This is a genomic window from Rahnella sp. AA (assembly GCF_002834385.1).
In the GTDB taxonomy this organism is placed as follows: domain Bacteria; phylum Pseudomonadota; class Gammaproteobacteria; order Enterobacterales; family Enterobacteriaceae; genus Rahnella.
In genome coordinates this window covers 187,870-200,925 of sequence record NZ_PITQ01000010.1, presented here as the reverse complement: position 1 = coordinate 200,925, position 13,056 = coordinate 187,870, and the positions used below count along the sequence as shown (strand labels likewise).

The window sequence follows — 13,056 nt, the reverse complement described above, 5'->3', positions numbered from 1 at the left end:
ATTCCTAAAAATAGGTATTCATCAGACACAGGGGTGTATGTGTAATGTATATACCCCTGTTGCAGCATAAAAATTAACAATTATTTATCAATAGCCTGCGTATTTTTATATTTTACGGCTTTATGCGCATTTCAAATATATAAAGTTATTTTATGTCGTTAGGGTGAAAAATCAGTGGCGCTATAGTTCCTGAAAATGAATTATTCACCTTAATTAAGAAGAGAAGTGTCATGCCGTTATTTAGTCATACCTATTTGCGCGAATATCTGCGCCAACATTTGCGTACGGCGGGCGTTGCTGCTGCCACTGCTGGCGAGGTTGCAGACAATCTTGTCGACTCATCGCTCAAAGGCCACGATTCTCACGGCGTTACGCTTATTCCCCGTTATATCAAGGCCATTCATGCCGGTGACCTTGATCCCGAGGCCCGGCTTCAGCTGACGCGCGATGCCGGGCCGGTACTGTCATTTAATGGAAATCGCGGCTTCGGCCAGGTCACCGGACGCCAGGTCATGGAACACGCCATTTCGCGGGTGAAGGAGTTCGGGGTTTGCATCGCGGGGCTATCGCACACGCACCATCTTGGCCGTATCGGCGCATGGGCAGAACAGGCCGCCGCTGCCGGGCTGATATCTTTGCACTTTGCCAACGTTGGCTCCCGTTCAACGGTATTGCCTTTCAACGGGTTGCGTCCGCGCTTCGGCACTAATCCTTTTTGTATTGGTATCCCCGTTGCCGGCAACCCCCCTGTCGTACTTGATTTTGCGACCAGCATGATAGCGGGTAATAAGGCACGGATTGCCTGGAATGAAGGTCGCGAGCTTCCTCCTAATTGCGCCGTGGATAACAAAGGGCAATTCACCCGGGATCCGCGCTGGTTGATGGAAGAGCCTCTGGGCGCGCTTCTGGCCTTTGGTGCGCATAAAGGTTCGGGGCTGGCGCTTATGTGCAGCTTGCTGGGTGCCGCAATCACCGGGGGGGAAACGGAAAGTTCACCGCGTCCAAAAGGCCCGGGAATTATTAACAATATGTTGTCGGTTGTGTTTGACCCGACGTTGCTGGGCGCGGGTGAAGATTATGCTCATGCCGTCGCCCGGATGCTGGAGTGGACCCGAACATCCCGCGACGATGACCAGCTTCTTCTGCCCGGAGAAGCAGAACAGCGGCACTATCGCGAGCGGCTTGAACACGGCATTGAAATAGATGATGTCAGCTGGAAGCAGTTCATCTCTCTGGAAGGGGCGTCCTTCCCGTCTAATCATTCAGTCAGTGAGGCTTAATTCATGCATTTATCTCGTTTCCCCCGTTTGCATTTTGGTCATTTCCCTACGCCGCTGGAGCCTCTTGATAATCTTACCCGTCACCTTGGCGGCCCGCGCATCTGGATAAAACGTGATGATTGCACCGGGCTGGCGACCGGCGGAAATAAAACACGGAAACTGGAATTTTTGCTGGCAGACGCGCAAACCAAAGGAGCGGATGTCATCATTACTCAGGGGGCCACTCAGTCTAATCACGTACGCCAGACGATCGCTGCGGCGGCAAAAATTGGCTTACCAACGCATGTATTTCTTGAAAAACGCGTGACCGATTTTGGCGAAGATTATCAGCGTTCCGGCAATATCTTGCTGGATGATTTGCTGGGGGGCGTCATTGAGCAGCATCTTCCCGCCGGTACCGATATGCAGCAGGCCATGGAACAATTTGCCGGACGTCTGCGTACTGAAGGGCGACGCCCCTACGTGATCCCCGGTGGTGGTTCAAATCCGGTGGGCGCACTGGGGTATGTTGCCTGTGCGGAAGAATTGCTGTGGCAATCAAGCCAGAAGCGGCTTCGTATCGATCAGGTTGTTCACGCGACGGGCAGCACAGGGACCCAGGCCGGGCTGCTGGCAGGGCTGAATGCGACTAACAGCGGTATTCCTGTGTTGGGTATCAGCGTCCGCGCGCCCCGTGAACGTCAGGAGGAGAACGTTTATCAGCTCGCCACCCGGACGTGGCAGCTGTTAGAAGCACGCGGTGAGCTGCCACGTGAAAAGGTGCAGGTCAACAGCGATTATGTCGGTGATGGCTATGGTCTTCCGACGTCGGGCACGCTGGAGGCCCTGCGTCTGCTGGCCCGTCTGGAGGGGATTTTGCTGGATCCGGTTTACTCCGGGAAAGGAATGGCTGGCCTGATCGATTTAATCCGTCAGGGGCGTTATTCATCTGATCAAAATATTGTTTTCATACACACAGGCGGTTCGGCGGGTTTGTTTGGGTACCGGCAGCTCCTGGAAAAATACGATGACTGAGTTCAGGCGCCTTGGCATTTTGGGGGGAATGGGGCCGCTGGCCACGCTGGATTTTCAGCAAAAAATTCTTGCGGCCACAGCCGCTCAGCGCGATCAGGATCATGTGCCCGTGGTGGTCTGGAATGTCCCGCAGATTGCCGATCGCCAGCAGGCGCTGGCGGGGAACGGCCCCTCCCCTTTGCCACAACTGCTGGAGGCTGTAAAAGGCCTGAATCAGGCGGGGGCGAGCCATATTGCGATCCCCTGCAACACGGCACATTACTGGTATAACGAGTTAGCGGCCGCCAGTGCAGCACCGTTGCTCCATATTGCAGATATTACGGCACAAACAATACTGGAAGCCTCTTTTCGGCCGCAGGCCGTCGGGCTTATTGCGACGCAGGGAACGCTCGACGCGGGCTGGTATCAGGCCCGTTTTTCACAGGCCGGGATTCGGGTGGTTATCCCGACGTCAGATGAACTGGCGCGATGGTTTGTGCCCGGGTGTTATGCCGTTAAACGTGGAGACCTTCGTGGCGGCGGCCAGTTGCTCAACTTACTGGCCGATAAACTTATTGCCCGTGGCGCGCAGAAACTGGTCCTGGCTTGCACAGAAGTTCCGCCTGCGCTGGGATCCGTTGGATCCCGGCATTTGTCTGATTCAATCGACCCCGGCGCTGCGCTTGCTAACGTTTGCGTAAGAATGTGGCATCAGTCGCATGCGGCGTTCTGACGTCCTGGTCAGAACATGACTGGCAGACCTAATCCCCGTTTCACGTCATAAAGCGTTTGCTGAGAGACGGCCATGGCGCGTTCGCTGCCCTGACGTAAAAGCGAAAGCAATGTGGCTTTGTCTTGTATAAATTCGGCCCTGCGGGTGCGGATGGGCGCAATCAGCGCCTGGAGACATTCTTCCAGCTCGTTTTTACAGATTCTGTCACCCAGCCCGCCCCGGGCATAATGCGCTTTCATGGCGGCGACTTTTTCTTTGCAAGGGTGGAAAGCATCCAGATAGCTGAACACCACATTGCCCTGGATTTGCCCCGGATCGTTAACCCGCAGGTGATTCGGATCCGTATACATTGCTGATACCGCCAGATGGATTTCGTCTTCGCTGGCAGAAAGTGTGAGCGTATTACCCAGTGATTTGGACATTTTTGCACCACCATCAATACCGGGCAGCCTGCCTGTTTGGCTCAGGAGCGCTTCGCAGTGGCGGAGTATTGGTTTATCCGTGAGGCTATTCATTTTGCGAACAATTTCATTGGTCTGTTCGATCATCGGTTGCTGATCATCTCCGGCGGGAACCAGTTCTGCCTGAAATGCGGTGATATCGGCCGCCTGACTGATCGGATAGGCCATGAAACCCACCGGAAGTGCGCGGGAAAAACCTTTTTGGGCAATTTCGCTTTTCACCGTAGGGTTACGTTCCACGCGCGCAACGGTGACGATATTCATATAAAGCATGGTGAGCTCCGCCAATGCAGGCAAGGCTGACTGCAGGCAGAGGGTTGTTTTTTCCGGGTCAATGCCGGTGGCCAGATAATCTGCCATCACTTCCAGAATATGATTACTTACTTTTTGCGGGGTATTGCCGTTATCGGTTAACCCCTGAAGATCCGCGATCAGAATATATTGCTGGTGGGTGTGCTGCAGCGCCACGCGCTGGCGAAGAGATCCGACATAATGACCCAGATGCAATTTACCTGTAGGCCGGTCGCCGGTAAGAATAACTTTTGTATTGTTCATAATATCTCCTTAAGTTGATGTGCCGAAAGGGATTTATGGAACAAAAAAACCGCCTTCCGGCGGCATTAAAAATGAATACTGGAATTCAGGCCGCCTTTAAGAAGGCTGCCACCAGAAGTTTGTGTGAGCAGATAATTGCAGATTCTGAGTATTCATTTTTTCAGAATATCACGAGGCTCCCCTGACGTAAACGCGGCGACTCTGATCGGTTTACGTCAACAGGCCCCCGCGATTTCATTAATCAGGCGGCTTTCACGGCACGAACTTTTTTGCCCGTCGCCGCTTCGTCTGCTATTTCTGCGGGTTCTGATGTCTCCGCAACCGGTTCCTGGATACTCTCTTCTTCCGGCAATTTGCTGGTGCGCAGAATATGCTGGACAGTGTCTTTTTGTTCAGCGAGACGCAGCGCGATGTTTTCTGCCAGCGTTTCGTCAATTTCAAGCTCACTCTGTAGCAGCCAGTCGGTAAAAGCATCTGCCATGTCGAGCATTTTGTCGTAAGCGTCTGCTTCTTTCTTATTGGCAAAAGTCATTTTTTCTTCACCTTTTCTGACGACAACAAATTTTGTTTCAACAGCCATGATTCGCTCCTTATACTGTAATTATATACAGCATACCAATGATGAGTGCAGCATACATCATCCATTTCACTTTTTACAGCCCACATGCATCAATCTGCAAATTCAGTTAATGTCACTGTCACACCAAAATTCAACGTATTTCGGGAGGACTTTGTGGCATCAATGCAAACGGTTTGTCGCTGGACAAAAGACTCATATCTGATCACGACGGATATCCGGCAACTTGATATTCCGGCCATTCACCGCTATCTGACCCGTTCAACATGGGCGGTCGGGATTGATGAGCAGACAGTCCGCGACTCAGTTGAGAACAGCCTTAATTTTGGGTTGTTTGACGGTGAAAAACAGATTGGATTCGCCCGATTCATCACAGATTACGCCACTTTTGCTTATCTTTGTGACGTTTATGTACTTGAAGAATATCAGGGAAAAAATCTTGGCGGCTGGTTGATCGAATGTGTTCAGGCGCATCCGGTGACTGAACGGTTGCGCCGTATGGTGCTGTTTACGTCCACCGCCCCGTGGCTCTATGAGAAATTCGGCTATGAACCCGTGAATCGCCCTGATTACACCTGGACAATTGCCCGCCCTGATATTTACCTGAAGAAAACGTAACCATCATGGCTGCGGGCATATTCTTATTCACTGCCAGCCCGCGGCGAAATCTGGCCGCAGGCTGGCAGTATAAGCAAAACCTAAAGCACTGATCCCACCAGATAGAACATCACCATGCTCAGTATCACCACCGCCACGGTATTCCTGATAAACAGAGCAAACATCACACTGAACACCGTTCCCCAGAAATAAGGGTTATCAGGAAAGGCGCGCAACACACCGTCCTGCGCCACAATAATGGGGCCGCAAATGGACGTCAGTAAGCAGGGGGCTGCGTATTTTAGTGCCTGGTTGACGCATGCCGGTAAGCGCACCGGCAAGCGGGGCTCGAGGAACACATAACGGTTGAAGAAAACCACCCCCGCCAGCGTAAACAGCAATAACCAGCTCATTCTTTTTCTCCGCATAATCTGGCGATCAGCAATGAAATCCCCATGCCTGAAAGCCCGGCGATGATGATTGCGCCGGAGAAATGCAACGCAGTGAACAGCATCGATAACCCTAATGAACTGCACACACCGGCAAGGACGGCGGGTCGGTTAATCATCGGGATCACAAGGGAGGCAAAGGTCGCAATAATCGAAAAATCCAGATGAAACCGTGCCAGATTGGGTACCGATGACGCCATCACAATGCCTGCCAGGCTGCATATCACCCAGCAAAAATAAAAAGTCAGCCCTGCCCCGATCATAAATCCCGGTGTCAGCGTATCCCGCTCTTTATATGACGCACTCAGGGCAAAGAGTTCATCGGTCAGCAGGAACCCCACCGGAATACGAAGCCGGGCGGCGAAGGCTGAAACCTGCTGCCTGAGCGTCAGCCCATACAGAAAGTGTTGTGCTGTCAGAAAGAAAACCGATATCACGATAACCGGCGCGCTGGCTCCGGACATCAGCATCGCCAGTGTGACCAGTTGCGCGGCTCCCGCATACACAATGGCAGACATCCCGAGGCTTTGGGAAAATGTCAGCCCGGACTGAACCGCCATCGATCCGGCCAGAATGCCCCAGGGGATCACGGATAAACATAAAGGCAGCATCGCGATTGCGCCATGCACGAACCCGTTATGGCGGTCTGCGGTCTTTGGAATTGTCATCATAATAGTGAACCGTAATGAGTTGAACGGTCACTTTATGCGGGAAACGCAAGCCCGGTCTTGAACACGATTGCGGGGGTCAGAAAATCTTGTGGGCTTTGATAAACTGGCCGGGCGTCACGCCCATGGCGCGTTTGAAATGCCGGTTCAGATGGCTTTGATCAGCAAACCCGGCCAGTAACGCCGATTCTCCAATGGGAAGCCCACCTAACAGACAGGCTTTTGCCTTACGTAAACGGGCCTGGATGAGCCAGGAATGCGGCGATAATCCGACGATTTTCGTAAACTGGCGCAGGAAATGCCAGGTGCTCAGCCCGGCGGCTTCCGCCAGGTCTGTCAGGCCGAAATCGGCTTCGGGGCAATCATTGAGCAAATCCTTAATCCTCAGGATCTGCGTTTCGGCATGACTGAGTGGCCGGGGGGTTTTAGGCGAAGAGCAATGACGCATCACCAGCCAGGTCATGGTCGACATCAGCATGCTTTCTTTAAACAGCTTATCGCCGGGCTGCATCAGCACATCAAAAGTCATCTGTAATTGCTGCGCCAGGCCGGGATCGTAAACCACCGGCAGAGGAAACCAGGGGATTTCGCCATTCATGCTGAGCAGGTCGCGCGATAATGATTTCATCAGGGAAGGATGGGGATAGAGCGCACGGTAGGCCCAGCCCGTTTCTGATTCTGCCTGTCCGGTATGCACCTCATCAGGGTTTACCAGCACAATATGGCCCTGCGGCGCGCAGTGCTCACCGCCGCTGCGGTAGAAACGCTGCGTGCCGTTTTCGATAAGTGAAATGCAAAATGTCTCGTGAACGTGGCGCGAAAAGCACTGTTCACGGTAAGTCGCATTCAGCATCTCCAGCCCGTTAAATTCGGCCAGATGATAATAATTTGCCTGTTCTTGCATGGTTATCACTGTACCGGAACGTCGTTTTTCGCAAAAGGGACTTCTGTATACCGGCTCTGTCTCTGAAAATCTTGAACAAAGTTGCTGTCAGGTTTTTTTCTTTCGCCCGAACAGGTCAGCCGTAATTTTCGCCATAAAGGCCAATCAGGCGTCGGACCACGCCGTTCGTCCAGCCGAAGCCATCTTGCAATGGGTATTCTCCCCCGCCGCCCGCACGGGAGGTGTCGCCGGAAATATGATATTTTTCAATCAACTTGTGATGTTGCTGATAAAAATCATGGACCGTTTTCAGCCAGCTGCGGGCGATTTCATCCCCCAGCAGATCTTTGCCATACAGCTTGAACCCCTGGATAGCCATCCATTGCAGCGGTGCCCAGCCGTTGGGTTTGTCCCATTGCTCGCCGGTTTCATTCCCGGTCGCCAGGAGGCCCCCCGGCGTGAGTAAATGTTCCTGTATCGCCAGCGCCACTCTTTGTGCCTGCACGTGCGTCGCCATGCCAACGTAAAGCGGCACGACGCTGGCGGCGGAAAACATTGCCATTTTCTGGCGATGCCAGTCGTAATCACGGAAACATCCGTCAGCATCATCCCAGAGATAGCGGTTGATGGCATCGCGGCGGTTTTCCGCTTTTTGCCGGAACAGGGCTTCGGTGTGTTTCTCGCCTTTCAACCCGGAAATATTGGCAATTGTGCTTTCGAGTTTGTACAAAAAAGCATTGAGGTCGACGGGAATAAACTGTGTGGTGCGGATGCTGGCCAGCCGGTGGCTGTCGCGCAGCCATCGCGAAGAGTAATCCCAGCCGGACTCTGCGCCTGCACGCAAATCACGGTAAACTTCGTTAGCCGGACGGCTGGATTGCTTTGCGGTTTCCACATCTTCCAGCCAGGATTCATCACGCGGCGTGTCCCTGTCATCCCAGTAGCGATTGAGCAGCGTGCCGTCCGGCAGGCAAACTACGTGGCGGTAAGCCTGGTTAGACGTCAGTGAATCCGCGCCATCCATCCAGAAGGCATATTCCATTTTCAGATGTTCAAGATAACGCCGTGCGCCCCGCACGCCGTCCTCCTCAAACAGTTCGACCATCAGCGCAAAGACCGGCGGCTGTGAGCGGCTGAGGTAATAGGTACGGTTGCCGTTTGGGATATGTCCGTACATTTCGATCATCCAGGCAAAATTATCTGCCATCGTTCGCAGCAAATCATTGCGCCCGCTTTCCGCCAATCCCAGCATGGTGAAATAGGAGTCCCAATAGTAGGTTTCGCCAAAACGCCCGCCGGGGACGACGTAGGCCTGTGGCAACGGCAGCAGTGACGACCAGGGAACATGATCTTCAGGCTGGCGCGTCAGTACCGGCCAGAGTTTATCGATGTGTTCTTTGAGAGAGTCACCGGGGTCGGAGACGTATTCATCGCCATGAGGTTCCGGCAGCCAGAAGTGGGCTGCAACAAACCGTTGTAAATTAAACCCCGGATGATTTTTTATCCGCCGGTAACGCAGCAAAATATCCAGAGGATCCATTTTTGGCGGACAGTCAGGGAATGTTTTACTGTCGGCAAACAACTGTGAGGCCTGTACGCGCGTGAACAGCTCCATATAACGGTCAGCGGGGGTTAATGCATCGGACGGAGGCAACCCTTCGATCATCTCCGGTTCCGGTTCTGCATCCATCATCCGGTCAAGAATGAGTTCAATCGGTTCAAATTCGGTGTCGTCCGAAATCTTAAATTTAGCGTTTTGCATAGGCAATCGGCCTCTTTCAAATCAGTGTGTTACGCGACGGCGTCATGATCATTACAGTGCGACGAAATGTTGTGCAAATCCTGCAAATAGGTTTCTCCCCAGTTCGCAATATCATTTTTTCGTAGCACCGCCATCATGTCGTTGTAGCGTTCGAGCCTTTCAGGAAGGGGCATCGTAAGTGCTTTGTTCAGCGCAGCGGCCACATCATCACGATCGTAAGGATTGACAATCAGCGCGGCGGTCAGCTCATTCGCGGCACCGGCAAATTGCGACAACACCAGCACGCCGGGGTCTGTCGGATCCTGTGCGGCGACGTACTCTTTGGCCACCAGATTCATCCCATCGCGCAACGGTGTTACCAGGCCGACATCCGTGAGGCGGAACAACTTCATCAGCAGGCTGCGCTGAAAATGTTGATTGAGGTAAAACAGCGGGGTCTGGTTCATGCTGCCGTATTTGCCGTTGATGCGCCCCACTTCCGTTTCCAGTTGATGGCGCAGTTCCTGGTATGCCTGCACATCACCGCGCGACGTTGGCGCTATCTGGGTATAACGCACCTTGCCACGATGTTGCGGGTATTTTTCCAGTAAGGCTTCAAACGCCAGAAAACGCTCCGGCAGCCCTTTGGTGTAATCGAGGCGTTCACAGGAAATAATGTTCTGTGCTTCACGCAGTTCACGTTCAATTGCCGCCATTTTCGGTGGCAGTGCCCCTTCGGCCATCTCTTTAATGCTTTCCGGCGCAATGCTGATCGGGTAGACACCGGTCGCAAAGGTATGGCCAAAAGCCTGATGCAGGTTGCCGGTAATTTGCTCAAGTGCGTCAAGTTGCCCCAGATTATCGAGAAACGCCTGACGGTCATTTTCCGTCTGGAAACCGAGCAAATCATACTCACTCATCATTTTGAGCAGCGGGTCATGGGTTGGGACAGCATTAAAAATTTCTGGCGTGGGGAACGGAATATGCAGGAAAAAGCCAATGCGGTTCTTCACCCCGAGCTTGCGCAGCGCAGCGGCAAAAGGCAGCAAATGATAATCGTGGATCCACAAGATATCATCCGGCTGGAGCAGTGGCTGCAACCTTCTCGCCAGCAGATCATTGACCCGGCAGTAGCCTTCCCAGGCTTCGCGCTGGAAATCGACTAAATCGGTGCGGTAATGAAGCGCGGGCCAGAGTACGGCATTAGAAAACTGGCAGTAATAGAGGTCGTAATCGTTTTGATTAAGCGGAACCGAGGCATAAGTGATGCCGTCATTTTCCACCAGTTTCAGTTCCTCTTCATCGTCCTCGCCGGAAATCTCGCTGATTTCACCATTCCAGCCAAACCACAGCCCTGACGTATTTTTCAAAGCATCCAGAATGCCGACGGCCAGACCGCCTGCGGATTTCGAACCGTCAGGAATGGCAATACGGTTAGAGACAACAACCAGGCGGCTCATGAGTCTGCCTCCGATGTGTGAGAAGTGGGATGAGTGATAAAGTGACGTTGTAACGCATTCAGCCACTGGTAAACATCGCTGACGCGCCCGACCCGGTAGTGTGCAAGGCTTGAGCCTTCACCGACTTTTACGGAGATCCCCTGCAGTGCATTGACGACTTCGAACCCCTTTTCGTCGGTCAGGTCATCTCCGATAAATATCGGCAGGCGTCCGGCAAATGGCACCTGTTGCATAAAGTCGTAAATCGCCACACCTTTGTCTTTGCCGCGCGGTTTGATTTCAATGACGCACTTACCGGGCTGAAGGACTAACTCCGGAAACGTCGTTACCACGCGCTCTGCCAGTTCTAATACCTGTTGCTGATGGAGCATCGCCTGGCGGTAATGCAGGGCAAACGCCATCCCTTTGGTTTCCAGTAATGTCCCCGGCAGCACTGACATGCCTGCTGAGAGCGTTTGCTCAACCTGTCTGACAATGTGAGGCGGTAAGGTTACGCGGTGGAAGTTTCCGGCACCATCGCGCATTTCGGCCCCGTGAACACCCGCCGCAGGCAGCGTTAGCGGCGCAACCAGCAGGTCAAGCTGCTCAACCGGGCGGCCTGATATCAGCGCCAGCGCGCCGGAAGAGGCCGTGAATAAAGCATATAAATTATCGCGAACGGCGGCGGGTATTGTGACCCCCTCCGGCTCATCGCAAATTTCTGCCAATGTGCCGTCGACGTCGAAAAAGAAGGCGTATTGTCGCGGATCCAGTCCGACGGGTAAAAGCGGCGTTTCGGTGGTGTTTTCCTGAATTTCTATGGTCAAAATAACTCTCCTGTTTGCATGTTACGACACAGCGCCTCATTGCGCTGAACACTCCCGGAGGTGTTTTCTTATTTTCTAATAGTTGTATCTGATACCTTGTTCACGAAGGACAATTTCGAATAAACAAATATAGTCTCTTATCAGGGCACCACCGGGATAATCAGATTTATCCAGAAGCCCGCCGGTGCAGGGCATTCTCAAAAATTCCGATAAACGTGACGTTGTCGCAACGCCACTCATGCATCCGCACTTTCTTCCCCGCCGATGATTTCTTCATCGCTCAGACGGTCAATCACCGGATAAGCGACGGCAGCAATATGGTGATGTACGCGCCGGTAATCGCGTAACACGCGCTGGAAAATATCGCCCGATTCCGCCCACGCATTTTTATCGTCACGCAGCTTTCTGAAATGCTCGCGACTGGCGATGGCTTCAATCTGGCGCACCACCTCTTTGCGCGCTACCAACTGATGCGCCGCCGCTAAATCTTCCCCGAGAAAAGCAGTGATCGCCAGGCGCAGGCTCGTCAGAATTTCCGCGTGCAGCAGGCCGATGTTATGCAGCTCGAATTCGCTGAACTGCTCGCCACGCCGCGCACGACGGGTTGCCAGTTGCGTCAGGCTGCTGGAAAGAATGTCGCCCGCGTGCTCAATATTAATGACAAACATCAGGATCTCCTGCGCGCGGTCGGCGTCCGAATCGCTTAACCCTTCTTGTCCGATATCGGCCAGATACGCGCGGATCGCCGCACTCAGCACGTCGAGTGACAAATCTGCCTGACGGATTTCGCCTGCTTTCAGAAGATCAGGCGCGACAAACAGCGCACGCAGGCTGTCGAGCATCATGTTCAGCATATCGGTGACCCGCAGTGATTCGCGCACGGAATTGGACAGCCCGATATAGGCGATGTCCAGCCCCGCCTCGTCGAGATACATCGGCATGCCCGGGTCCGCCGGACGCTGTTCTTCCGGGAAGAAGCGTTCCAGTGCACGTGACAGCGGACCGGTCAGACCGATAAACACCACCGCCAGAACGGCGCTGAACGCGGTATGGAACATCACCACCAGCTGCGGGGTGGTCAGCGCGAGCCGGGTTGCCAGTGCACTGAGCAGTGGCATCAGCACCAGTGCCACCCCGCATCCGGCACCGCGCACCAGCAGATTGCCGACCGGCAGACGGCGTGCCACCGCCGAGCCGGCATTCAGCACCGGCGGCAGCGCTCCGCCGATATTGGCACCGAGCACCAGCACCATGGCGGTGACCGGTGTCATCACGCCGGTGGCGGCAAGCGAGGCAATCAGCAAAATAACCGCCACGCTGGAATGACAAATCAGCGTCAGAATAATGGTTACCATCAGTGCAATCAGCGTATCGCCTTCCAGCCCCTGCATGACGGCGTGAAATACCGGCGGCCAGCGTGGCGCTGAGCATGCCGAGTGCCAGCAGCATCTGGCCAAGCCCTATCAGCGCGCAGCCCGCACTTTCAAACCCCGAGTGGTCACGAAGTTTAAACACCACAAACCCGCTCAGTATCAGCAAAGGAACGGCAATTTCGGTGTTGAAACTCATCAGCTGAACCACCAGTGTCGACCCGACATTCGCGCCGAGCATAACCGCCAGCGCCGGTGCCAGGCTCAGCGTTCCGGCGGCGGTAAATGAAGTCGCCATCAGGCTGACTGCGGTACTGCTTTGCAACAGGCCGGTTATGCCGATACCGGCGAGCAGCGCCATCCAGCGGTTAGTGAGATGCCGCCCCATCCAGTGACGCAGCGGGGTACCAAATCCGCGTTGCAATGCAGTTGAAATCATGTGAGAACCCCACAGCAACAGCGCGATCGCGCCGGCCAGATGGA

The 13,056-nt window shown here is 53.8% G+C and carries 13 protein-coding genes and 1 pseudogene; 4 read left to right on the top strand and 10 right to left on the bottom strand.

Going from position 1 to position 13,056, the window contains the following annotated elements:
- Nucleotides 1–230: 230 nt before the first annotated feature.
- The 3 genes from CWS43_RS21525 to CWS43_RS21515 are packed head-to-tail and all read left to right on the top strand — an operon-like array spanning nt 231 to nt 3,006.
- Nucleotides 231–1,280 (top strand): malate/lactate/ureidoglycolate dehydrogenase, encoded by a 1,050-nt coding sequence (locus CWS43_RS21525; RefSeq protein ID WP_101079166.1) that lies wholly within the window; start codon nt 231–233, stop codon nt 1,278–1,280.
- A gap of 3 nt (nt 1,281–1,283) precedes the next feature.
- On the top strand, nt 1,284–2,294 hold the full coding sequence (locus tag CWS43_RS21520) for a D-cysteine desulfhydrase (RefSeq protein ID WP_101079165.1): 1,011 nt from the start codon (nt 1,284–1,286) through the stop codon (nt 2,292–2,294).
- A complete protein-coding gene (locus CWS43_RS21515; RefSeq protein WP_101079164.1) occupies nt 2,287–3,006 on the top strand; it encodes an aspartate/glutamate racemase family protein in 720 nt (239 codons plus the stop codon). Before CWS43_RS21520 ends, CWS43_RS21515 begins: the two co-directional genes overlap by 8 nt.
- Before the next feature lie 8 nt (nt 3,007–3,014).
- On the opposite strand, the gene trpS is transcribed toward CWS43_RS21515, so the two are convergent.
- Both trpS and CWS43_RS21505 read right to left on the bottom strand, forming a co-directional pair.
- The gene (trpS, locus tag CWS43_RS21510) at nt 3,015–4,022 is read right to left on the bottom strand and encodes a tryptophan--tRNA ligase (protein WP_101079163.1); all 1,008 of its coding nucleotides are present in this window, start codon (nt 4,020–4,022) and stop codon (nt 3,015–3,017) included.
- A 241-nt stretch (nt 4,023–4,263) separates the two neighbouring features.
- On the bottom strand, nt 4,264–4,602 hold the full coding sequence (locus CWS43_RS21505; protein ID WP_101079162.1) for a YebG family protein: 339 nt from the start codon (nt 4,600–4,602) through the stop codon (nt 4,264–4,266).
- A 162-nt stretch (nt 4,603–4,764) separates the two neighbouring features.
- Between CWS43_RS21505 and CWS43_RS21500 the strand changes: the two genes are divergently transcribed.
- Nucleotides 4,765–5,217, top strand: coding sequence for a GNAT family N-acetyltransferase (locus CWS43_RS21500; protein ID WP_101079161.1), 453 nt, complete (start codon nt 4,765–4,767; stop codon nt 5,215–5,217).
- Between the two features lie 80 nt (nt 5,218–5,297).
- Here the strand turns inward: CWS43_RS21500 and CWS43_RS21495 are convergent, their stop codons facing one another.
- The 8 genes and pseudogenes from CWS43_RS21495 to CWS43_RS27620 all read right to left on the bottom strand — a co-directional run.
- Nucleotides 5,298–5,609 carry an AzlD domain-containing protein gene (locus CWS43_RS21495; RefSeq protein ID WP_101079160.1) on the bottom strand — a complete coding sequence of 104 codons (312 nt, stop codon included), beginning with the start codon at nt 5,607–5,609 and terminating at the stop codon, nt 5,298–5,300.
- Complete coding sequence (locus CWS43_RS21490; protein WP_369825914.1) at nt 5,606–6,316, bottom strand: AzlC family ABC transporter permease; 711 nt, start codon at nt 6,314–6,316, stop codon at nt 5,606–5,608. Before CWS43_RS21490 ends, CWS43_RS21495 begins: the two co-directional genes overlap by 4 nt.
- Nucleotides 6,317–6,392: 76 nt before the next feature.
- Entirely contained in the window at nt 6,393–7,217 is an 825-nt protein-coding gene (locus tag CWS43_RS21485; RefSeq protein ID WP_101079159.1) for an AraC family transcriptional regulator, read from the bottom strand.
- Nucleotides 7,218–7,332: 115 nt separating this feature from the next.
- Nucleotides 7,333–8,958, bottom strand: coding sequence for an alpha,alpha-trehalase (locus CWS43_RS21480; RefSeq protein WP_101079158.1), 1,626 nt, complete (start codon nt 8,956–8,958; stop codon nt 7,333–7,335).
- Nucleotides 8,959–8,987: 29 nt separating this feature from the next.
- The gene (otsA, locus tag CWS43_RS21475; RefSeq protein ID WP_101079157.1) at nt 8,988–10,397 is read right to left on the bottom strand and encodes an alpha,alpha-trehalose-phosphate synthase; all 1,410 of its coding nucleotides are present in this window, start codon (nt 10,395–10,397) and stop codon (nt 8,988–8,990) included.
- A complete protein-coding gene (gene otsB, locus CWS43_RS21470) occupies nt 10,394–11,203 on the bottom strand; it encodes a trehalose-phosphatase (RefSeq protein ID WP_101079156.1) in 810 nt (269 codons plus the stop codon). Before otsB ends, otsA begins: the two co-directional genes overlap by 4 nt.
- Before the next feature lie 236 nt (nt 11,204–11,439).
- Nucleotides 11,440–12,660 carry a Na/Pi cotransporter family protein gene (locus tag CWS43_RS21465; RefSeq protein ID WP_232777142.1) on the bottom strand — a complete coding sequence of 407 codons (1,221 nt, stop codon included), beginning with the start codon at nt 12,658–12,660 and terminating at the stop codon, nt 11,440–11,442.
- A 25-nt stretch (nt 12,661–12,685) separates the two neighbouring features.
- Nucleotides 12,686–13,012: pseudogene (locus tag CWS43_RS27620) on the bottom strand (Na/Pi symporter); the annotation flags it as partial.
- Nucleotides 13,013–13,056 lie beyond the last annotated feature (44 nt).

What these genes read in the sequence shown, in the direction of transcription:
- CWS43_RS21505 (WP_101079162.1), bottom strand. Translation starts at nt 4,602, where the DNA reads ATGGCTGTTGAAACAAAATTTGTTGTCGTCAGAAAAGGTGAAGAAAAA.
- otsA (WP_101079157.1), bottom strand. Translation starts at nt 10,397, where the DNA reads ATGAGCCGCCTGGTTGTTGTCTCTAACCGTATTGCCATTCCTGACGGT.
- CWS43_RS21515 (WP_101079164.1), top strand. Translation starts at nt 2,287, where the DNA reads ATGACTGAGTTCAGGCGCCTTGGCATTTTGGGGGGAATGGGGCCGCTG.
- CWS43_RS21480 (WP_101079158.1), bottom strand. Translation starts at nt 8,958, where the DNA reads ATGCAAAACGCTAAATTTAAGATTTCGGACGACACCGAATTTGAACCG.
- CWS43_RS21490 (WP_369825914.1), bottom strand. Translation starts at nt 6,316, where the DNA reads ATGATGACAATTCCAAAGACCGCAGACCGCCATAACGGGTTCGTGCAT.
- CWS43_RS21485 (WP_101079159.1), bottom strand. Translation starts at nt 7,217, where the DNA reads ATGCAAGAACAGGCAAATTATTATCATCTGGCCGAATTTAACGGGCTG.
- CWS43_RS21500 (WP_101079161.1), top strand. Translation starts at nt 4,765, where the DNA reads ATGCAAACGGTTTGTCGCTGGACAAAAGACTCATATCTGATCACGACG.
- trpS (WP_101079163.1), bottom strand. Translation starts at nt 4,022, where the DNA reads ATGAACAATACAAAAGTTATTCTTACCGGCGACCGGCCTACAGGTAAA.
- CWS43_RS21495 (WP_101079160.1), bottom strand. Translation starts at nt 5,609, where the DNA reads ATGAGCTGGTTATTGCTGTTTACGCTGGCGGGGGTGGTTTTCTTCAAC.
- CWS43_RS21525 (WP_101079166.1), top strand. Translation starts at nt 231, where the DNA reads ATGCCGTTATTTAGTCATACCTATTTGCGCGAATATCTGCGCCAACAT.
- CWS43_RS21520 (WP_101079165.1), top strand. Translation starts at nt 1,284, where the DNA reads ATGCATTTATCTCGTTTCCCCCGTTTGCATTTTGGTCATTTCCCTACG.